Source organism: Staphylococcus sp. HMSC34G04, from assembly GCF_001838765.1.
GTDB lineage: Bacteria > Bacillota > Bacilli > Staphylococcales > Staphylococcaceae > Staphylococcus > Staphylococcus epidermidis.
The window spans coordinates 1-20,478 of the sequence record NZ_KV838685.1; the positions used below are offsets into that span (position 1 = coordinate 1).

Annotated in this window: 20 protein-coding genes; 18 read left to right on the plus strand and 2 right to left on the minus strand. The window is 32.9% G+C overall.

Features of this window, described 5'->3' with window-relative positions:
* Positions 1 to 217: 217 nt before the first annotated feature.
* Positions 218 to 1,582 carry a MocR-like pyridoxine biosynthesis transcription factor PdxR gene (locus tag HMPREF3241_RS00005; RefSeq protein WP_038813070.1) on the minus strand — a complete coding sequence of 455 codons (1,365 nt, stop codon included), beginning with the start codon at positions 1,580 to 1,582 and terminating at the stop codon, positions 218 to 220.
* Positions 1,583 to 1,678: 96 nt separating this feature from the next.
* Here HMPREF3241_RS00005 and pdxS point away from each other — a divergent pair, with 96 nt between their 5' ends.
* Both pdxS and pdxT read left to right on the plus strand, forming a co-directional pair.
* Entirely contained in the window at positions 1,679 to 2,566 is an 888-nt protein-coding gene (pdxS, locus tag HMPREF3241_RS00010; protein ID WP_001830030.1) for a pyridoxal 5'-phosphate synthase lyase subunit PdxS, read from the plus strand.
* 2 nt (positions 2,567 to 2,568) lie between these two features.
* A complete protein-coding gene (gene pdxT / locus HMPREF3241_RS00015) occupies positions 2,569 to 3,126 on the plus strand; it encodes a pyridoxal 5'-phosphate synthase glutaminase subunit PdxT (protein ID WP_032603020.1) in 558 nt (185 codons plus the stop codon).
* Between the two features lie 575 nt (positions 3,127 to 3,701).
* Here the strand turns inward: pdxT and HMPREF3241_RS00020 are convergent.
* Positions 3,702 to 4,916 carry a NupC/NupG family nucleoside CNT transporter gene (locus tag HMPREF3241_RS00020; RefSeq protein WP_002458655.1) on the minus strand — a complete coding sequence of 405 codons (1,215 nt, stop codon included), beginning with the start codon at positions 4,914 to 4,916 and terminating at the stop codon, positions 3,702 to 3,704.
* A 156-nt stretch (positions 4,917 to 5,072) separates the two neighbouring features.
* On the opposite strand from HMPREF3241_RS00020, the gene HMPREF3241_RS00025 reads away from it, so the two are divergent.
* From HMPREF3241_RS00025 to nusG, 16 genes are all read left to right on the plus strand, one after another.
* Positions 5,073 to 5,534 carry a CtsR family transcriptional regulator gene (locus HMPREF3241_RS00025; RefSeq protein WP_001832288.1) on the plus strand — a complete coding sequence of 154 codons (462 nt, stop codon included), beginning with the start codon at positions 5,073 to 5,075 and terminating at the stop codon, positions 5,532 to 5,534.
* A gap of 20 nt (positions 5,535 to 5,554) precedes the next feature.
* Positions 5,555 to 6,118 carry a UvrB/UvrC motif-containing protein gene (locus HMPREF3241_RS00030; protein ID WP_002475503.1) on the plus strand — a complete coding sequence of 188 codons (564 nt, stop codon included), beginning with the start codon at positions 5,555 to 5,557 and terminating at the stop codon, positions 6,116 to 6,118.
* Entirely contained in the window at positions 6,108 to 7,115 is a 1,008-nt protein-coding gene (locus tag HMPREF3241_RS00035) for a protein arginine kinase (protein WP_080035617.1), read from the plus strand. Before HMPREF3241_RS00030 ends, HMPREF3241_RS00035 begins: the two co-directional genes overlap by 11 nt.
* A 13-nt stretch (positions 7,116 to 7,128) precedes the next feature.
* The gene (locus HMPREF3241_RS00040) at positions 7,129 to 9,582 is read left to right on the plus strand and encodes an ATP-dependent Clp protease ATP-binding subunit (RefSeq protein ID WP_002458652.1); all 2,454 of its coding nucleotides are present in this window, start codon (positions 7,129 to 7,131) and stop codon (positions 9,580 to 9,582) included.
* A 706-nt stretch (positions 9,583 to 10,288) separates the two neighbouring features.
* Positions 10,289 to 11,662, plus strand: coding sequence for a DNA repair protein RadA (radA, locus tag HMPREF3241_RS00045; protein ID WP_002486697.1), 1,374 nt, complete (start codon positions 10,289 to 10,291; stop codon positions 11,660 to 11,662).
* A gap of 53 nt (positions 11,663 to 11,715) precedes the next feature.
* Complete coding sequence (locus tag HMPREF3241_RS00050) at positions 11,716 to 12,774, plus strand: PIN/TRAM domain-containing protein (protein ID WP_002475537.1); 1,059 nt, start codon at positions 11,716 to 11,718, stop codon at positions 12,772 to 12,774.
* Between the two features lie 409 nt (positions 12,775 to 13,183).
* Positions 13,184 to 14,638, plus strand: coding sequence for a glutamate--tRNA ligase (gene gltX, locus HMPREF3241_RS00055; protein ID WP_038813067.1), 1,455 nt, complete (start codon positions 13,184 to 13,186; stop codon positions 14,636 to 14,638).
* Between the two features lie 408 nt (positions 14,639 to 15,046).
* Positions 15,047 to 15,676 carry a serine O-acetyltransferase gene (cysE, locus tag HMPREF3241_RS00060; protein ID WP_172952487.1) on the plus strand — a complete coding sequence of 210 codons (630 nt, stop codon included), beginning with the start codon at positions 15,047 to 15,049 and terminating at the stop codon, positions 15,674 to 15,676.
* Positions 15,660 to 17,060, plus strand: coding sequence for a cysteine--tRNA ligase (cysS, locus tag HMPREF3241_RS00065; protein WP_038813066.1), 1,401 nt, complete (start codon positions 15,660 to 15,662; stop codon positions 17,058 to 17,060). Before cysE ends, cysS begins: the two co-directional genes overlap by 17 nt.
* A 4-nt stretch (positions 17,061 to 17,064) precedes the next feature.
* Positions 17,065 to 17,451: a Mini-ribonuclease 3 gene (locus HMPREF3241_RS00070; RefSeq protein ID WP_002486691.1), complete on the plus strand. Its 387-nt coding sequence runs from the start codon at positions 17,065 to 17,067 to the stop codon at positions 17,449 to 17,451.
* Positions 17,452 to 17,458: 7 nt separating this feature from the next.
* Entirely contained in the window at positions 17,459 to 18,208 is a 750-nt protein-coding gene (gene rlmB, locus HMPREF3241_RS00075) for a 23S rRNA (guanosine(2251)-2'-O)-methyltransferase RlmB (RefSeq protein ID WP_002458646.1), read from the plus strand.
* On the plus strand, positions 18,205 to 18,732 hold the full coding sequence (locus tag HMPREF3241_RS00080) for an NYN domain-containing protein (protein ID WP_001832317.1): 528 nt from the start codon (positions 18,205 to 18,207) through the stop codon (positions 18,730 to 18,732). The genes rlmB and HMPREF3241_RS00080 overlap by 4 nt, the downstream gene beginning before the upstream one ends.
* Positions 18,733 to 18,801: 69 nt before the next feature.
* Positions 18,802 to 19,377 (plus strand): sigma-70 family RNA polymerase sigma factor, encoded by a 576-nt coding sequence (locus HMPREF3241_RS00085; RefSeq protein ID WP_002458644.1) that lies wholly within the window; start codon positions 18,802 to 18,804, stop codon positions 19,375 to 19,377.
* A 123-nt stretch (positions 19,378 to 19,500) separates the two neighbouring features.
* On the plus strand, positions 19,501 to 19,644 hold the full coding sequence (gene rpmG / locus HMPREF3241_RS00090; protein WP_001832285.1) for a 50S ribosomal protein L33: 144 nt from the start codon (positions 19,501 to 19,503) through the stop codon (positions 19,642 to 19,644).
* Positions 19,645 to 19,706: 62 nt separating this feature from the next.
* On the plus strand, positions 19,707 to 19,889 hold the full coding sequence (gene secE / locus HMPREF3241_RS00095) for a preprotein translocase subunit SecE (protein ID WP_002438679.1): 183 nt from the start codon (positions 19,707 to 19,709) through the stop codon (positions 19,887 to 19,889).
* Between the two features lie 10 nt (positions 19,890 to 19,899).
* On the plus strand, positions 19,900 to 20,448 hold the full coding sequence (nusG, locus tag HMPREF3241_RS00100; protein ID WP_002458643.1) for a transcription termination/antitermination protein NusG: 549 nt from the start codon (positions 19,900 to 19,902) through the stop codon (positions 20,446 to 20,448).
* Positions 20,449 to 20,478 lie beyond the last annotated feature (30 nt).

The following is a 20,478-nucleotide window of genomic DNA, read 5'->3' on the forward strand; positions in this document are numbered from 1 at the left end:
AGCCTAATCGAGACCGAAAGGTCTCTTTTTTTATATGAAAAGAGTTCTAAAAAAGAAAGTATTGATAAATAAATTAGCTACTTAATAACTTTTATAAGAGGTAATTTCATTTGTGGCTTATAAAGGTTAAGTAGCATATCTAACCTTAAATGCTTTAATTACTGTAATGTATCGTAACAATAATTAAAGCATTTTAAAGTTTCTTAAAGTCTAGTATTTATATAACGAGTGAATGAATTAATGTATTAACATGGTCTTCTAATTCTTCTTTTTTTATCCCCCCAAATCCTAAAATAAATTTTGGATAAGCTTTAGAATAATTTTCGTAATGATAAGGTTTTAATTTTAAATTATTTTTTTTCGCATTTTTTAAACATTGTTTCATCGACAATCCATTATTAACAGTTATTGTAAAATGCATTCCAGTTAGTGCGCCTTCAATCTTTATTTGAGTATTGTATGGCTTTAATCGTTTTAAAATATAATCAAGTTTATCTCTATAAATCTTTCGCATTTTATTCAAATGTCTTTCAAATTTCCCACTTATCATGAATTGAGCAACCATGTGTTGAATGTGCACTGGCACTGTATTTCCTTCTTTATATTTTTGATTATTATATTTGTTCATTAAATTTTGTGGCAAAACAATATATGCAATCCTACAGCTTGGATATAAAGATTTTGAGAAAGTACTAATATAAATGACTTTTCCTTTTGTGTCTAAACTTTGTAATGCAGGTATGGGTTTGCCAAAATATCTAAATTCTGAATCATAATCATCTTCAATAATATATCTTTGCTTTGCTTGATGCGACCAATTGATTAATTGCGTTCTTTTTTTTAAATTGGTGACATAACCAGTTGGAAATTGATGAGAAGGTGTTATATATAAAATATTGTTATTTGTATGTAAAATAGGATCGATTTGTATTCCATTTTGTTCAACTGGTACCTGAATATAACTTATACCTTTTTTATCAAGCGTATGTTTAATTGGTGGATAACTTGGCTGTTCAATAATAAACTCTTCTTTTTTTAGTAAATTGGTTATCATATCGAGTAACTGGCTTGTTGATGATCCAATAATAACTTGATTTGGGTGACAAGTGACGCCACGACTATTAAATAAGTAATGTGAAATTTGTTGCCTTAAAATATATTCTCCTTGACGCTCACCTCGTTGTAATAGTGATAGCTGATGATCTTCAAAAACGTCTTTCGCATATTTTCTAAAAATATGCATAGGAAAACTTTCAGAATCAATTTCAGCTAAATTAAAAGCATATTTATATTGTCGTTGCTTCTTTTCTAAGTTATCAGTGTTTAATTGATTTGTTTGTCGATGTATCACTGGCAATGATTCTATATCGGAAACGAAGTATCCAGATCTAGGTTTCGAATAAATGAAACCTTCATCTACAAGTAATTGATATGCATGTTCTATTGTAGTGTGGCTAACAGATAAATAGTTACTTAACTGTCGTTTAGATGGAAATCTATCATTTGATTGATATTGACCTTCGATAATTTGATTTTTTAACTTTTCATATAACGATAAATAAAGTGGTTGATTTACTTTCAATTAACTGACCCCTATCTTTATGTACAAATTGAACCTTTTTAAATATCAGTTTATCTCGTAAAATATATTTAATCAATAAGAAAAGGGGTAAGTAGTATGTCTAAAATAGTAGGATCAGATCGAGTGAAAAGAGGAATGGCTGAAATGCAAAAAGGCGGTGTCATTATGGACGTCGTTAATGCAGAACAAGCGAAAATTGCTGAAGAAGCCGGAGCTGTTGCCGTAATGGCATTAGAGCGTGTACCATCAGATATTCGTGCTGCTGGTGGTGTTGCACGTATGGCAAACCCTAAAATAGTTGAAGAAGTTATGAATGCTGTTTCAATTCCTGTTATGGCTAAAGCCAGAATTGGTCATATTACAGAAGCGAGAGTTTTAGAATCGATGGGTGTTGACTATATAGATGAGTCTGAAGTGCTAACACCTGCAGACGAAGAATATCATTTAAGAAAAGATCAATTTACAGTTCCTTTTGTGTGTGGCTGTCGTAACTTAGGTGAAGCAGCACGACGCATTGGTGAAGGTGCGGCGATGTTGCGTACGAAAGGTGAACCTGGTACTGGTAATATAGTTGAAGCTGTTCGTCATATGCGACGTGTTAATTCTGAAGTTAGCCGTTTAACAGTTATGAACGATGATGAAATTATGACATTTGCAAAAGATTTGGGTGCACCTTATGAAGTATTAAAACAAATTAAAGATAATGGACGTCTTCCTGTAGTTAATTTTGCAGCTGGTGGTGTTGCTACGCCTCAGGATGCAGCACTAATGATGGAATTAGGTGCAGATGGTGTATTTGTTGGTTCAGGTATATTTAAATCTGAAGATCCTGAAAAATTTGCTAAAGCTATCGTTCAAGCTACTACACATTATCAAGATTATGAGTTAATTGGAAAATTGGCAAGTGAGCTAGGTACGGCTATGAAAGGTCTAGATATTAATCAAATTTCACTAGAAGAAAGAATGCAAGAGCGTGGTTGGTAATGATTAAAATTGGTGTTTTAGCCTTACAAGGTGCTGTACGTGAACATATTCGTCATATTGAATTAAGTGGTTATGAAGGCATTGCTATAAAAAGAGTAGAGCAGCTAAATGAAATTGATGGTCTAATATTACCTGGTGGCGAGTCAACAACATTACGTCGTTTAATGGATTTATATGGATTTAAAGAAAAGTTACAACATTTAGATATGCCAATGTTTGGAACATGTGCTGGATTAATCGTTCTTGCAAAAAATGTTGAAAATGAGTCTGGTTATTTAAAGAAATTAGACATAACTGTTGAGCGTAATTCATTCGGTAGACAAGTCGATAGCTTTGAATCTGAACTTGATATTAAAGGGATAGCAAATGATATTGAGGGAGTATTTATTAGAGCACCTCATATTGCTAAAGTGGATAACGGAGTGGAAATACTTAGTAAAGTTGGAGATAAAATAGTAGCCGTCAAACAAGGACAATATCTCGGTGTTTCTTTCCATCCAGAACTAACTGATGATTATCGTATCACTAAGTATTTTATTGAACATATGATTAAACACTAATCATTTTGTAATATTTGATTTTCAAATTACTTTCTATCAAATTTAACAATTTATTTTGAAAGAAGTTTTATAAATTGTAGATTATTTTACTCTACGTATGCGATAACGATTGATTGTTCTAATTATTTGTCAAAATTCTAATATTTAAATCATTTAAAACATACTAAGATTAGCTATGAAGAAATCTATGACGATAGATTTTTTCATAGCTATTTTTTATAGTTATAGAGAGGAGTAGACTGTCCAGACTCTTGGATTTTAAATCCGTATAAAAAACAAGTCAGCTTTACTCTCGCCTTTTGAAATTCGTTTGTAGTATGTTGGGTTCCTAAAACCGTGTATAGGAAAATGAAATGAGAAAGGTTAAGTAAAGTAATGCTTATTTTAATTATAAGTACTTGACTAATCGTAGGAAGAAGTCTGGGACAAACACTTGTCTCAGGCTTTTTCAATACATTGACAGATTGAGTGTCATTGAAGAAGCTCGGAATTTAGAAAAATGTATCTTTACGATTTGAATTAAAATAAAAGCAAGAGAAACAAAACGTTACTCTTGCTTAAATCTACGTATGTTATTAGATGAAGAATCCTGCAATAGCCGCTGATATAAACGAAACAAGTGTTGCACCAAATAATAATTTTATTCCGAAACGAGCAACAACGTCACCTTTTTCATCATTCAATGATTTAATAGCTCCTGAAATAATACCAATTGAACTAAAGTTTGCGAATGATACTAAGAAGACAGAGGTAATTCCTTTAGCATGTTCCGATAATCCAGTCGCTTTACCTAAATCTTGCATTGCTACAAATTCATTAGATAGTAATTTTGTAGCCATTACTGAACCAGATTGAACTGCATCTTGCCATGGTATTCCAGTTAAAAAAGCGAAAGGTGCAAAAATAAATCCAATAAGCGTTTGGAAGTTCCATTTAATAGCACCGCCAGACACAAAGCTTAAGATTCCACTCACCATTCCATTTAATAAAGCAATAATTGCAATATAACCTATTAGCATAGCGCCTACAATAACTGCTACTTTAAATCCATCTAGTATATACTCCCCAAGCATTTCAAAGAAAGATTGTTTTTTTGTTTCGTTCTCATCAATTAATAATTTGTCGTCTTCCTCATTGACTTTATAAGGATTAATGATAGATGCAATGATAAAACCACCAAACAAGTTAAGCACTACTGCAGTCACAACATATTTTGGTTCAATAAGTGTAAAATAAGCGCCTATAATTGATGCTGATACTGTTGACATCGCTGAAGCAGTTAATGTATATAAGCGTTGTTTAGGTATGTAAGGTAATTGTTTTTTTAATGAGATAAAGACTTCAGATTGTCCTAGAATTGCTGCTGCGACCGCATTGTAAGATTCTAAACGGCCCATTCCATTAATCTTTGAAATTAAAAATCCCAGTAAGTTAATAATTAGTGGCAGTATTCGTGTATATTGTAATATACCTATCAATGCTGAAATAAAAACAATAGGTAACAAAACGCTAAAGAAGAATGGTGGTTGTTTAGGATCAACAAATTTAAAGCCACCAAATACAAAATTGACACCGACCGCTGCTTTAGCTAATAAATAATTAAAACCATCTGAAATACCCCCAATAACTGAAATTCCCAAATTAGTTTTGAGTAATATAAATGCAAATATTAATTGAATTACTAATAGTAATCCAACATATCGCCAGCGAATATTTTTTCTGTCTGAACTAAATAAAACTGCTAGTGCTAAAAAGAAAATGATTCCTAATATCCCAATCACAATATGCATATTTTTTCATTCCTTTAAATTTTTTCTATTTTCTATCATACAACAAAATGAACACGCTAACATCATTAATTTGAAATTTTAAAATCAAATTGGTTGAAAAAGGTCAAAGATGGTCATATAATATAGTCAAAGAAGGTCAAAAAAGAGGTGATATCTATGCACAATATGTCTGACATCATAGAACAATACATTAAGCGGTTATTTGAAGAAGCAGATGAAGATGTTGTAGAAATACAACGCGCTCATATTGCTCAACGTTTCGATTGTGTTCCTTCTCAACTTAACTATGTTATTAAGACACGTTTCACCAATGAACATGGTTATGAAATTGAAAGTAAACGTGGTGGCGGTGGCTACATTCGAATCACTAAAATTGAAAATAAAGATGCAACAGGTTATATTAATCACTTACTACAATTAATAGGTCCATCTATTTCTCAACAACAAGGGTATTATGTCATAGATGGTTTGTTAGATAAAGGTTTGATTAATGAAAGAGAAGCTAAAATGATACAGACCATTATCGATAGAGAAACTTTAAAAATGGATGTTGTTGCACGCGATATTATAAGAGCTAATATCTTAAAACGATTACTACCAGTTATTAATTATTACTAGGTTAGGTGAGGTGTTTAAAATTGCTTTGTGAAAATTGCCATTTTAATGAAGCGGAAGTTAAACTTACTGTTAAAGGTATAGATAGTACGCATGAAAAATGGGTATGTTCAGTATGTGCCCAAGGAGAAAATCCCTGGTTACATTCTAACGATGATAATACGTATCATACACACCAAGACGATATAGAAGAAGCATTTGTGGTGAAGCAGATACTTCAACACCTTGCTGCAAAACATGGTATTAATTTTCATGAGATGGCATTTAAAGAAGAAAAAAGATGCCCAACATGTCAGATGACACTTAAGGATATTGCACATGTTGGTAAGTTTGGGTGTGCTGATTGTTATGCTACGTTTAAAGAAGACATCATTGATATAGTTCAACGTGTTCAAGGTGGTCAATTTGAGCATGTAGGAAAAACACCACAATCATCGTATAAGAAACTTGCAATAAAAAAGCAAATTGAAGAAAAATCAAAATATCTAAATAAATTGATAAATGATCAAGAGTTTGAAGAGGCAGCGATTGTTCGTGATGAAATTAAAGCTTTAAAAAGTGAAAGCGAGGTGTCTCATGATGAGTAATATCCATACTAATATTAGTGAGTGGATGAAGATGTCTGAGGAGACACCTGTTATTATTTCTTCTAGAATTCGATTAGCTAGAAATCTTGAAAATCATGTCCATCCACTTATGTTCCCTTCAGAGCAAGAAGGATATCGAGTGATTAATGAAGTTCAAGATGTGCTTCCCAACTTAACTTTAAATCGTTTAGATACGATGGATCAACAAAGTAAAATGAAATTGGTTGCGAAACATCTTGTAAGTCCTGAACTAGTGAAACAACCTGCTTCAGCAGTAATGTTAAATGATGATGAATCGGTAAGTGTCATGATAAACGAAGAAGATCATATACGAATACAGGCTCTAGGAACTGATTTATCGCTAAAGGATTTATATCAACGTGCTTCTAAAATTGATGATGAATTAGATAAAGCGTTAGACATTAGTTATGATGAGCATTTAGGATATTTAACTACCTGTCCTACTAATATTGGTACAGGAATGCGTGCAAGTGTGATGTTACATTTACCTGGACTCTCCATTATGAAAAGAATGAACAGAATTGCACAAACAATTAACCGTTTTGGATTTACAATTCGAGGTATATACGGAGAAGGGTCACAAGTATATGGTCATATTTATCAGGTTTCAAATCAACTTACATTAGGGAAAACAGAAGAAGCCATCATCGATAACTTAACTGAAGTCGTAAATCAAATTATAAATGAAGAAAAGCAAATAAGAGAAAGACTTGATAAACACAATCCTGTAGAGACACTAGATAGAGTTTATCGATCATTAGGTGTACTACAAAACAGTAGAATTATTTCTATGGAAGAAGCCTCATATCGTTTAAGCGAAGTGAAACTAGGTATTGATTTGAATTATATTTTGCTTGAAAATTTTAAATTTAATGAATTAATGGTAGCAATACAGTCGCCATTTTTAATAGATGACGAAGATAATAGAACAGTAAATGAAAAAAGAGCTGATTTATTAAGAGAGCATATAAAATAGGAGGTATTTATACATGTTATTTGGTAGATTGACAGAGCGTGCACAACGTGTGTTGGCACATGCACAAGAAGAAGCAATTCGTTTGAACCATTCTAATATTGGAACAGAACATCTTTTGCTTGGTTTAATGAAAGAGCCAGAAGGTATAGCTGCAAAGGTATTAGAAAGTTTTAATATTACTGAAGATAAAGTCATCGAAGAAGTTGAAAAACTTATCGGTCACGGTCAAGAGCAAATGGGCACACTACATTATACACCGAGAGCAAAAAAAGTAATTGAACTGTCTATGGATGAAGCTCGAAAGCTACATCATAACTTTGTAGGAACAGAGCATATTCTATTAGGTTTAATTAGAGAAAATGAAGGTGTTGCAGCACGTGTGTTTGCAAACCTAGATTTAAATATTACTAAAGCACGTGCCCAAGTTGTAAAAGCTTTAGGAAGTCCAGAAATGAGTAATAAAAATGCGCAAGCTAATAAGTCTAATAACACGCCTACATTAGATGGATTAGCTAGAGATTTAACTGTTATTGCTAAAGATGGAACGTTAGATCCAGTTGTAGGACGAGATAAAGAGATTACTCGTGTAATTGAAGTTTTAAGTCGTCGTACTAAAAATAATCCTGTGCTAATTGGTGAACCCGGTGTTGGTAAAACAGCAATTGCTGAGGGACTTGCGCAAGCAATTGTTAAAAATGAAGTACCAGAAACTTTAAAAGACAAACGTGTAATGTCATTAGATATGGGTACAGTCGTAGCTGGCACTAAATATCGTGGTGAATTTGAAGAAAGATTGAAAAAAGTAATGGAGGAAATTCATCAAGCTGGTAATGTTATTCTATTTATCGATGAACTTCATACTTTAGTTGGTGCTGGTGGCGCAGAAGGAGCAATTGATGCATCTAATATTTTAAAACCTGCTTTAGCTCGCGGAGAATTGCAATGTATAGGTGCCACAACATTAGATGAATATCGTAAAAATATAGAAAAAGACGCTGCACTAGAACGTCGTTTCCAACCAATTCAAGTGGATGAACCTACAGTTGAAGACACGATTGAAATCTTAAAAGGATTACGTGACCGTTATGAGGCTCATCACAGAATTAATATTTCAGATGAAGCTTTAGAAGCGGCTGCTAAATTGAGTGATCGCTATGTTTCAGATCGTTTCTTGCCCGATAAAGCCATTGACTTAATTGATGAGGCAAGTTCAAAAGTTAGACTTAAAAGTCATACAACTCCAAGTAATTTAAAAGAGATTGAACAAGAAATTGATAAAGTAAAAAATGAAAAAGATGCTGCAGTTCATGCCCAAGAATTTGAAAATGCCGCTAATTTAAGAGATAAGCAATCTAAACTTGAAAAGCAATATGAAGATGCTAAAAATGAATGGAAAAATGCACAAGGTGGTTTAGATACTGCCTTATCTGAAGAAAATATCGCTGAAGTAATAGCTGGTTGGACGGGTATTCCTCTAACTAAAATTAATGAAACTGAATCAGATCGTTTATTGAATCTTGAAGATACACTTCATAAACGTGTCATTGGACAAAACGATGCTGTCAATTCAATTAGTAAAGCTGTTCGAAGAGCTCGTGCTGGTCTTAAAGATCCAAAACGTCCAATCGGTAGTTTTATTTTCTTAGGACCTACAGGTGTCGGTAAAACTGAATTAGCACGTGCTTTAGCTGAATCTATGTTTGGTGAAGATGATGCAATGATTCGCGTAGATATGAGTGAATTTATGGAGAAACATGCTGTCAGTCGATTAGTTGGTGCACCTCCAGGATATGTAGGACATGATGACGGCGGTCAATTGACTGAAAAAGTTAGACGTAAACCATACTCTGTCATTTTATTTGATGAAATTGAGAAAGCACATCCTGACGTTTTTAATATTCTTCTACAAGTTTTAGATGATGGTCATTTAACAGATACTAAAGGTCGTACTGTGGACTTCCGTAATACTGTGATTATTATGACTTCTAATGTGGGAGCTCAAGAATTACAAGACCAACGCTTTGCTGGTTTCGGAGGTGCTTCAGAAGGTAGTGACTACGAAACTGTCAGAAAAACAATGATGAAAGAATTAAAAAATTCATTCCGACCAGAATTCTTAAACCGTGTTGATGACATTATTGTCTTCCATAAACTTACAAAAGATGAATTAAAAGAAATTGTTACAATGATGGTAAATAAACTTACACACCGTCTTTCAGAGCAAAATATTAATATTGTTGTTACTGATAAAGCGAAAGAAAAAATTGCAGAAGAAGGATATGATCCTGAATATGGTGCTAGACCACTCATTAGAGCAATTCAAAAAACGGTTGAAGATAATTTAAGTGAATTGATTTTAGATGGAAATAAAATTGAAGGTAAAGAAGTAACAATTGATCATGATGGTAAAGAATTTAAGTATGATATTCATGAAAGTACAACCAAAAAAGAAACAACAGAATCATAATTAAATTTTTATAACTTTAATTTCACATATTGAATTACTACAATTATAACGTTAAATATTAAATTAAAAAGAGTGAGATAGAAAGCTTAAGTAATTCGCTGTCTCACTTGGCAATGAGGACTAGAGTTGAAAATTGAGATTAGACTAAGTAAAACTCGGTTGTCAATTGCCAATAAATAAAATGCCTGGGACAATCGTTGTCTCAGGCATTTTATTTACTAAGATAAGTAACACAGAATGAGGGAAATCAATTTGAAATTTTTAATGATGTACTTAACAATATTTGTTAATCATAATATTTTAGTTCATTACTAAATAATGAATCGCTTTTAATCATTGGTTCACATATTAAATGAAAACAGTATTATGAGATTTTTCATAGGTTATTGTTTTATTTCTTATTAATTATCGATGACATGATTATCTTTATAATATTGCTTTTTTATAAAATTAATAGACCGCTAAATCAAAGGTTCCTAGTTTTTATTTAAAAATTCACTTATATTTTTGCTGAATCATCATTAAGGTAATTGCCAGAATGTATAAACAGATAAGCATATGATAAATGTTATAGGTTCATTATAGAAATATTATGAAAGGGTTATAGACTTATAAGTGTTATCAACATCATTATTTATTTTTAATTTGTCAGATTCAACTTGTCAGTTTAAAATAGATTTGTTCATATTAAATCGGAGGTGTCTCAATGGCCAAGAAAAAAGTAATATTCGAATGTATGGCATGTGGCTATCAATCTCCTAAGTGGATGGGTAAGTGCCCTAACTGCGGCGCGTGGAATCAAATGGAAGAAATAGTAGAAAAGGTTGCTCATCCTAAACATGGTGTAAAAACAAAAGAAACAGCAGGTAAGGTACAAAAGTTAAATAGTGTTAAGCATGAAGCTACCCCTAGACTACTTACAGAATCAAAGGAATTTAACCGCGTTTTAGGTGGAGGTATTGTAAGTGGTTCATTAGTACTAATAGGTGGAGACCCAGGTATTGGTAAGTCGACTTTATTGCTACAAATTTGTGCTGCGCTGTCACAAAATAAGAATGTTTTATATATTACTGGTGAGGAATCTATTAATCAAACTAAGTTGCGCGCTGATCGTTTGGAAGAAGATTCTAGTCATCTTAATGTTTTAGCCGAAACTGATTTAGAAGTGATACATCAAGCTGTAAAAGAAGAGAGACCTGACTTACTTGTTGTTGATTCGATTCAAACAATCTATCATCCGGAAATTAGTTCTGCACCTGGATCGGTATCACAAGTAAGAGAGAGTACACAAAGTTTAATGAACATTGCTAAACAGATGAATATTGCCACATTTATTGTGGGACACGTAACAAAAGAAGGACAAATCGCCGGACCAAGATTATTGGAACATATGGTTGATACAGTTCTTTATTTTGAAGGAGACGAGCATCACGCTTATCGTATCCTTAGAGCAGTAAAAAATAGATTTGGTTCTACAAATGAGATGGGGATTTTCGAAATGAAGCAAAGTGGATTAAAAGGTGTACTTAATCCTTCTGAAATGTTTTTAGAGGAACGTTCTACAAATGTTCCGGGCTCTACAATCGTCCCCACTATGGAAGGAACAAGACCACTACTCATTGAAGTCCAAGCGCTTGTTACACCAACTACATTTAATAATCCTAGACGAATGGCTACAGGTATAGATCATAATCGATTAAGTTTACTTATGGCGGTTCTAGAAAAAAAGGAAAACTATTTACTCCAACAACAAGATGCCTATATTAAAGTAGCAGGTGGCGTCAAATTAACAGAACCTGCTGTTGATTTAAGTATTATTGTTGCGACAGCATCAAGTTTTAAAGATCAAGCTGTTGATGGATTAGATTGTTTTGTGGGTGAAGTTGGATTAACAGGTGAAGTACGCAGAGTATCTCGCATAGAGCAACGTGTTCAAGAAGCGGCCAAACTAGGGTTTAAAAGAGCTATTATTCCACAGACAAATATTGGAGGTTGGACATTCCCAGAAGGCATCCAAGTCGTTGGTGTTTCATCAGTACATGAAGCTTTAAAATATGCATTACATTCAAAACCGAGATAAGCCGTATTATTAAGCCATACTACGATATAACATCAATGGAAGGAGGATATAAATTGAATATAACAAAAGCAATTGTTGTAGCAATCTATATCATTGTTGGTGCAGCTCTTGGTGTTATAATTATACCTGAAGTTGTTAAAGATCTTGGCATTCATCACCATGCGGTTATCACTAATTATTATGTAGATAGTTTCATAGGCATTATTATATTTTTTATTATATTTGGATTATTCATTAATAAAGTAACATATGCTTTTAAACAATTTGAACAATTAATCATGAGACGCAGTGCGGTAGAAATATTATTTGCTACAATTGGTTTAATTATTGGTTTATTTATTTCAGTGATGGTTTCTTTTATCTTAGAAATGATAGGTAATTCCATATTAAATCACTTTGTACCTATGATTATCACTATTATTTTATGTTATTTAGGCTTTCAATTTGGTCTGAAAAAAAGAGATGAAATGCTTATGTTTTTACCAGAGAATATGGCACGTTCGATGTCTAATAATACACGAAGAGCGACACCTAAGATTGTAGATACAAGTGCAATTATCGATGGAAGGATATTAGATATTATACGTTGCGGATTTATCGATGGTGATATATTAATACCACAAGGCGTTATAAATGAATTACAAGTTATAGCGGATGCTAAAGATAGCGTGAAACGTGAAAAAGGTCAAAGAGGATTAGATATTTTGAATCAACTTTATGATTTAGATTACCCTACACGCGTTATACATCCAACTCAATCCCATAGTGATATAGATACATTATTAATTAAATTAGCACAACAGTATCACGCACATGTGATTACGACTGATTTTAATTTAAATAAAGTATGTCATGTTCAAGGAATTACTGCACTCAACGTTAATGATTTATCGGAAGCAATCAAACCTAATGTACATCAAGGCGACCAGTTAAGTATTTTATTAACGAAGATAGGTAAAGAGCCAGGACAAGGCGTAGGATATTTAGATGATGGTACAATGGTGGTTGTTGATAACGCGAAGAGTTACATTGGTCAACAGGTTGATTTAGAGGTCTTAAGTTTGTTACAAACATCATCAGGAAGAATTGTTTTTGCGAAATTTGTTGACTGAAAATTTAATAGATTATCTTTGTTAGAATAAGGGTTTCATGTGAAACGTACCTTACGAATTTAGGTGCTATATTTAATTGAAATATTTCAAATTGGTTTTATTTAACAGGTTATACATATTAAACATGTGACTTATCAAAGAGGCCTTTAAGTGCTACAATATTATTGAAATGTTAGGTGGATTAGAATATTCAATATTTAATCAAGTTATTCATCAAGGTATACTTTAGCGTATCCTTATCGTTTGAATAACTTTTTTAAAATTAAACGACTTACAATAAACTACTGCATTTATTTGCATATTTTGTTAGTGGTCATAGTTATCATTTTATTGATGTATAATTTGCAAAGTATTTTAATTAATATTTGGCTATTTATTATCCACACAATTAATAGTAGGAGTGAAAATAATGAGTGAACGTATCAGAGTAAGATATGCGCCAAGTCCAACAGGATATTTGCATATTGGTAATGCAAGAACAGCATTATTCAATTATTTATTTGCTAAACATTATAATGGTGATTTTGTTGTTCGCATCGAAGATACAGATAGTAAACGTAATTTAAAAGATGGTGAATCTTCACAATTCGATAATCTAAAATGGTTAGGTTTGGATTGGGATGAATCCGTCGATAAAGATAAAGGTTTTGGACCTTATCGTCAATCTGAACGTGCAGAAATCTATAATCCACTAATTCAACAGCTATTAGAGGAAGACAAAGCATATAAATGTTATATGACTGAAGAAGAGTTAGAAGCAGAGCGTGAAGCTCAAATTGCCCGTGGAGAGATGCCAAGATATGGTGGACAACATGCGCACTTAACAGAAGAACAGCGTCAACAGTACGAAGCGGAAGGGCGTAAACCATCAATTCGTTTCCGTGTGCCTAAAGATCAAACATATACGTTCAATGACATGGTTAAAGGAGAAATTTCCTTTGAATCTGACAATATCGGAGACTGGGTAATTGTAAAAAAAGATGGTGTTCCGACTTATAATTTTGCAGTTGCCGTAGATGATCATTATATGCAAATATCAGATGTTATACGTGGTGATGACCATGTTTCGAATACACCTAAGCAGTTAATGATATATGAAGCATTTGGATGGGAAGCACCTCGTTTTGGTCATATGTCACTCATTGTTAATGAAGAGCGTAAAAAGTTAAGCAAGCGGGATGGTCAAATCCTACAATTTATCGAGCAATATCGTGATTTAGGATATCTTCCAGAAGCATTATTTAACTTTATTACATTATTAGGTTGGTCACCTGAAGGTGAAGAGGAAATCTTTTCTAAAGAAGAATTTATAAAGATTTTTGATGAAAAACGCTTGTCTAAGTCTCCAGCTATGTTCGATAGACAAAAACTTGCTTGGGTTAACAACCAGTATATGAAAACAAAAGATACAGAAACAGTATTTGAACTTGCATTACCTCATTTAATCAAGGCTAATCTTATACCTGAAAACCCATCAGAAAAGGATAGAGAATGGGGACGTAAATTAATAGCGTTGTATCAAAAAGAAATGAGTTACGCTGGTGAAATTGTTCCATTATCAGAAATGTTCTTCCATGAAATGCCGGAACTAGGAAAAGATGAACAAGAGGTATTACAAGGAGAACAAGTGCCAGAACTAATGAACCATTTATATGGTAAATTAGAATCTTTAGAATCATTTGAGGCAACTGAAATTAAAAAAATGATTAAAGAAGTTCAAAAAGAAACTGGTATTAAAGGTAAACAATTATTTATGCCTATTCGTGTTGCTGTTACTGGACAAATGCATGGTCCTGAATTACCTAACACAATTGAAGTATTAGGCAAAGATAAAGTATTGTCACGCTTAAAAAAACTTGTTTAAATAAATAGGATTAGTTATTTATTTAATAAATATTAAGTCATAAAGTGTTTACGACTTGAAATTTTACAAGTGACAACATATGATTATAAATATAAAATGATTCAAAGGATTAGTAGTTAAATGTTTATGTGTCAGAGAGTGTGCAGGAGCTGTGAGCACATCATAAATATTAATGAATGCACCTTTGTTAATAAAAATAAATAATTGAGATGAGAATAGTAATAAATCAAATATGAGTATTGCTATTAAATGAAGAGTGGAACCGTGCGAGAGCGCCTCTAGCAACAAATGTTAGAGGTGCTCTTTTCATATTTTTAAACTATGCTATCAGTGATATTCCGTGTAGTGATTTAAACGTGTTGAAATTAATTTGATTAGACTAAGGGGGAGACGTTCGTGTTAAAAAGAATGAGAGACGATATAAAGATGGTGTTTGAACAGGATCCTGCAGCGCGCTCGACTTTAGAAGTAATAACTACTTACGCTGGATTACATGCAGTTTGGAGTCACTTAATTGCCCATAAATTATATAAAAATAGACGTTATGTAGCAGCCAGAATGATTTCTCAATTATCACGTTTTTTCACCGGAATCGAAATACATCCAGGTGCAAAAATTGGTAAGCGTTTATTTATCGACCATGGCATGGGTGTAGTTATTGGAGAAACATGTACAATTGGTGATAATGTCACTATTTATCAAGGAGTTACTTTAGGTGGTACAGGTAAAGAAAAAGGAAAGCGCCATCCTGATATTGGTGATAATGTGTTGATAGCAGCTGGATCTAAGATATTAGGTAATATAAAAATTGAATCAAATGTGAATATTGGAGCTAATTCTGTAGTATTACAGTCAGTTCCTAGTTATACAACTGTAGTAGGTATACCAGGTCACATTGTTAAACAAGAAGGTAGACGTATTGGTAAAACATTTGATCACCGTAACTTACCTGATCCACTTTTTGAACAAATTAAACACTTAGAAAGACAGCTTGAAAAAGCTAAGAATGGAGAGATTCAAGATGATTACATTATATAATACCTTAACACGTCGGAAAGAGACGTTTGAGCCCATTGAACCAGGTAAGGTCAAAATGTATGTATGTGGGCCGACAGTTTACAATTATATTCATATTGGAAATGCACGACCAGCTATTAATTATGATGTAGTCAGAAGATATTTCGAATATAAGGGATATGAGGTCATTTATGTTTCTAATTTCACAGACGTTGATGATAAACTCATTAATCGCTCTAAAGAACTCAATGAAAGTGTTCCTGAAATTGCTGAAAAGTATATTAAAGCTTTTTATGAGGACGTTGGTGCTTTGAATGTGAAAAAGGCTACATCTAATCCGCGTGTGATGCACCATATGGGTGAAATTATTGATTTTATCAAGGAATTAGTAGATGAAGGTTATGCATATGAAAGTGACGGTGATGTCTATTTTAGAACACGTCAATTTGATGGATATGGTAAGTTAAGTCATCAATCATTAGATGATTTGAAAGTTGGCGCTCGTATTGAAGCTGGAGAACAAAAAGAAGATGCGTTAGATTTTACTTTATGGAAGAAAGCTAAGCCAGGGGAAATTAGTTGGAATAGTCCGTTTGGTAAAGGTAGACCAGGTTGGCACATTGAATGTTCGGTAATGGCTTATCATGAACTAGGACCTACAATAGATATTCACGCAGGTGGTTCAGATTTACAATTTCCGCATCATGAAAATGAAATTGCTCAATCAGAGGCTCATAATCATGCTCCTTTCGCAAATTATTGGATGCATAATGGTTTTATTAATATTGATAATGAGAAAATGAGTAAGTCTCTAGGAAATTTCATTTTAGTTCACGATATCATTAAAGAAGTCGATCCAGACGTATTACGATTCTTTATGATTAGTGTGCATTATCGTAGCCCAATAAACTACAATTTAGAATTAGTAGGTGCGGCGCGAAGTGGTCTTGAACGTATACGTAATAGCTACAAGTTAATTGAGGAAAGAGAAGAAATTGCTACAGATTTGGAAGAACAATCAGAATATATACAACAAATAGATAAAATACTAAATCAATTTGAAACAGTAATGGATGATGACTTTAATACTGCTAATGCAGTAACTGCATGGTATGACTTAGCTAAACTTGCAAATAAATATGTATTAGAAAACACAACTTCAACAAAAGTTTTAAATAGATTTAAAGAAGTGTATAGCATTTTTAGTGACGTTCTTGGTGTACCACTTAAGAGTAAAGAAACAGAAGAGTTACTAGATGAAGACATTGAACAATTGATTGAGGAGCGTAATGAAGCACGTAAAAATAAAGATTTCGCACGAGCAGATGAAATTAGAGATATGTTAAAAACACGTCATATCATTTTAGAAGATACCCCACAAGGTGTAAGATTTAAACGTGGCTAAACATATGAATGTAAAACTTCTTAATCCTTTAACATTGGCATATATGGGTGATGCAGTACTTGATCAACATGTGCGTGAATATATCGTGCTAAAATTACAAAGTAAACCTCATCGTTTGCACCAAGTATCGAAAAGTTACGTTTCAGCGAAAAGTCAAGCTGAGACTTTAGAGTATTTGTTAGAGATTGACTGGTTTACAGAGGAAGAGCTAAGTGTTTTAAAACGAGGACGTAACGCTAAAAGTTATACAAAGGCTAAAAATACTGACATTCAAACTTATCGTAAAAGTTCAGCGTTAGAAGCTGTTATCGGATTTTTATATTTAGATCATCAATCAGAACGATTAGAAAACTTATTAGAAACAATTGTTAGGATAGTGGATGAAAGGTAGTGTGAATGTGGAAGATATAGTGATAGTAGGTAGACACGCAGTTAAAGAAGCAATTATATCAGGTCACGCCATAAATAAGATTTTGATTCAAGATGGTATAAAAAAGCAACAAATTAACGACATTTTAAAAAATGCAAAATCACAAAAATTAATTGTACAAACGGTACCAAAATCTAAATTAGATTTTTTAGCAAATGCACCTCACCAGGGTGTGGCTGCTTTAGTAGCCCCATATGAATATGCAAACTTCGATGAATTTTTACAAAAACAAAAGAAAAAAGACCGTTATTCAACTGTTATCATTTTAGATGGTTTAGAAGATCCGCATAATCTTGGCTCTATATTAAGAACAGCAGATGCTTCTGGTGTTGATGCGGTTATTATACCTAAAAGACGATCAGTTGCGTTAACACAGACCGTTGCCAAAGCTTCTACAGGAGCGATTCAGCATGTTCCGGTCATAAGAGTTACTAATCTTTCGAAAACTATCGATGAATTAAAAGACAGCGGCTTTTGGATTGCGGGTACAGAAGCTAGTAATGCAACGGATTATAGAGATTTACAAGCAGATATGTCACTAGGTATTGTTATAGGTAGTGAGGGGCAAGGTATGAGTCGTTTAGTGAGTGATAAGTGTGATTTTCATATTAAGATTCCAATGGTTGGACATGTCAATAGCTTGAACGCTTCTGTGGCTGCAAGTTTAATGATGTATGAAGTATATCGTAAACGTCATCAGTTAGAGGAAAAGTCATGAAGAAAAGATACTTAATTATAGATGGCTACAATATGATTGGCCAATCCTCAACACTTAGCACTGTTGCTAAAGAGAATTTAGAAGAAGCTAGAGAGCAATTATTAGACACAATTGCCAACTACAATGCATTAATAGCAGATGAAATTGTCTGTGTATTTGATGCCTATGAACAGTCAGGGATAGAAAGGGAATACTTCTATCATGGCGTCAAAACAATCTTTACTAAAGAAAAAGAAACTGCAGATAGTTTTATAGAACGCTACGTGTATGAACTATATAATAAACACACGACACACATTACCGTTGTAACAAGTGATATGAGTGAACAACATGCTATTTTTGGTTCAGGTGCATATCGTATTTCTTCAAGAGAAATGTGGCGCGAATTAAAAGAAAATGAGGTTGTTGTTAACAAGTCACTTGATGATTTTAGCGAAAAGAAACCAAGAATTAGAATTCCGTTATCTAATGAGATACTTGAAGAATTTGAAAAGATTAGACGTGGCAATCAGAAAAAAGACTAATTTTGCTCTGTTGTGATTTTAGATAGATTTCATATAAACTAATTTCAACTTACTCGAAAGGTTAGATATATGAATCTGAATAAACAGCAACAAGAATATACAGCAATGTGTCTATCGCAAACAGAAAATAAATGTTCTGAAGAACTATTTGAGTCTTTAATAGAAGAACTAAAGCCACTGATTTACAAAAAAATAAGGTATATCTCCCATAATAAGTATGACATTGAGGACATGTATCAAGAGATTGTTATTAAATTCTACCGTGCCTTGCATAAATTCGACCATCAACAAGGTGTACCAATAGAACATTATATTTACTTCTTAATTCGTTCGGTTAAATATGACTATCTTAGAAAAGTAAGAGCGAATTATAAACGTCAACCGCTACTTGTTAATGAATGTATTGTTGAATATAATGCTACTTTGGCATTAAACGATATAGAAAGATCGATAATTAGAAAAGAATTAACATTAGCTTTTAAAAGAAGCGAAGACAAACTCAGTCGAATGGAAAGACGTATTATTCGATTACTACTTAATGATTACAAGCCAAAAGAGATTGCCATGGTTTTAAATTTAGAATCCAAAGTTGTTTATAATGCGATTCAACGTAGTAAATGGAAACTTAAAAGAAGTTTTAAATAAGAAAATAATATGTAAAGAGTATACTGTATAGTGAGGAAATTATAGCGTGGCGTATAAGTTTGACATTTAATACAATACTTATGTATAGTATATTGGTATTATAATGAGTAAAGGTGAATAATTGTGAAGAAAGTACCTTTGAATTGTGAGAATTGTGGCAATCGGAATTACAATGTTCCTAAAAAAGAAGGCTCAGCAACGAGACTTACTTTAAAAAAATACTGTCCAAGATGTAACGCGCATACAGTTCATAAAGAATCAAAATAAGATGATATCAATTAATTGAATATGACTTTCATTAGAAAGTCATAGAGTGTGGAGGTCTTATGATGGCTAAAAAAGAAAGTTTCTTTAAAGGTGTTAAGTCAGAAATGGAAAAGACGAGTTGGCCAACTAAGGAAGAATTATTTAAATATACAATAATAGTTGTATCTACAGTGATATTCTTCTTAGTCTTTTTCTATGCCTTAGACATAGGAATTAATGCATTAAAACAATTATTTTTAGGTTAGGAGTGAAGACATGTCTGAAGAAGTAGGCGCTAAGCGTTGGTATGCTGTACATACCTATTCTGGATATGAAAATAAAGTTAAAAAGAATTTAGAAAAAAGAGTAGAATCTATGAATATGACTGAACAAATTTTCAGAGTTGTCATACCAGAAGAGGAAGAAACTCAAGTTAAGGACGGGAAAGCTAAAAAGCTTGTGAAGAAAACATTTCCTGGATATGTGTTAGTTGAGTTAATCATGACAGATGAGTCGTGGTATGTAGTTAGAAATACTCCTGGAGTTACAGGATTTGTCGGATCTGCAGGTGCAGGCTCAAAACCTAACCCACTACTTCCTGAAGAAGTACGCTTCATTCTTAAGCAAATGGGTCTTAAAGAGAAAACAATAGATGTTGAACTCGATGTTGGAGAACAAGTTCGTATCCAATCAGGTCCTTTTGCTAATCAAGTTGGAGAAGTACAAGAGATTGAAGCGGATAAATTCAAGCTTACTGTACTTGTGGATATGTTTGGTCGTGAAACACCTGTAGAAGTTGAATTTGACCAAATTGAAAAATTATAAAACCATTTTGTTTAAATTTATTCAAAACAC

What these genes read in the sequence shown, in the direction of transcription:
- pdxS (WP_001830030.1), top strand. Translation starts at nt 1,679, where the DNA reads ATGTCTAAAATAGTAGGATCAGATCGAGTGAAAAGAGGAATGGCTGAA.
- HMPREF3241_RS00020 (WP_002458655.1), bottom strand. Translation starts at nt 4,916, where the DNA reads ATGCATATTGTGATTGGGATATTAGGAATCATTTTCTTTTTAGCACTA.
- HMPREF3241_RS00025 (WP_001832288.1), top strand. Translation starts at nt 5,073, where the DNA reads ATGCACAATATGTCTGACATCATAGAACAATACATTAAGCGGTTATTT.
- HMPREF3241_RS00035 (WP_080035617.1), top strand. Translation starts at nt 6,108, where the DNA reads ATGATGAGTAATATCCATACTAATATTAGTGAGTGGATGAAGATGTCT.
- HMPREF3241_RS00040 (WP_002458652.1), top strand. Translation starts at nt 7,129, where the DNA reads ATGTTATTTGGTAGATTGACAGAGCGTGCACAACGTGTGTTGGCACAT.
- radA (WP_002486697.1), top strand. Translation starts at nt 10,289, where the DNA reads ATGGCCAAGAAAAAAGTAATATTCGAATGTATGGCATGTGGCTATCAA.
- gltX (WP_038813067.1), top strand. Translation starts at nt 13,184, where the DNA reads ATGAGTGAACGTATCAGAGTAAGATATGCGCCAAGTCCAACAGGATAT.
- cysE (WP_172952487.1), top strand. Translation starts at nt 15,047, where the DNA reads ATGAGAGACGATATAAAGATGGTGTTTGAACAGGATCCTGCAGCGCGC.
- cysS (WP_038813066.1), top strand. Translation starts at nt 15,660, where the DNA reads ATGATTACATTATATAATACCTTAACACGTCGGAAAGAGACGTTTGAG.
- HMPREF3241_RS00070 (WP_002486691.1), top strand. Translation starts at nt 17,065, where the DNA reads ATGAATGTAAAACTTCTTAATCCTTTAACATTGGCATATATGGGTGAT.
- HMPREF3241_RS00080 (WP_001832317.1), top strand. Translation starts at nt 18,205, where the DNA reads ATGAAGAAAAGATACTTAATTATAGATGGCTACAATATGATTGGCCAA.
- HMPREF3241_RS00085 (WP_002458644.1), top strand. Translation starts at nt 18,802, where the DNA reads ATGAATCTGAATAAACAGCAACAAGAATATACAGCAATGTGTCTATCG.
- secE (WP_002438679.1), top strand. Translation starts at nt 19,707, where the DNA reads ATGGCTAAAAAAGAAAGTTTCTTTAAAGGTGTTAAGTCAGAAATGGAA.
- nusG (WP_002458643.1), top strand. Translation starts at nt 19,900, where the DNA reads ATGTCTGAAGAAGTAGGCGCTAAGCGTTGGTATGCTGTACATACCTAT.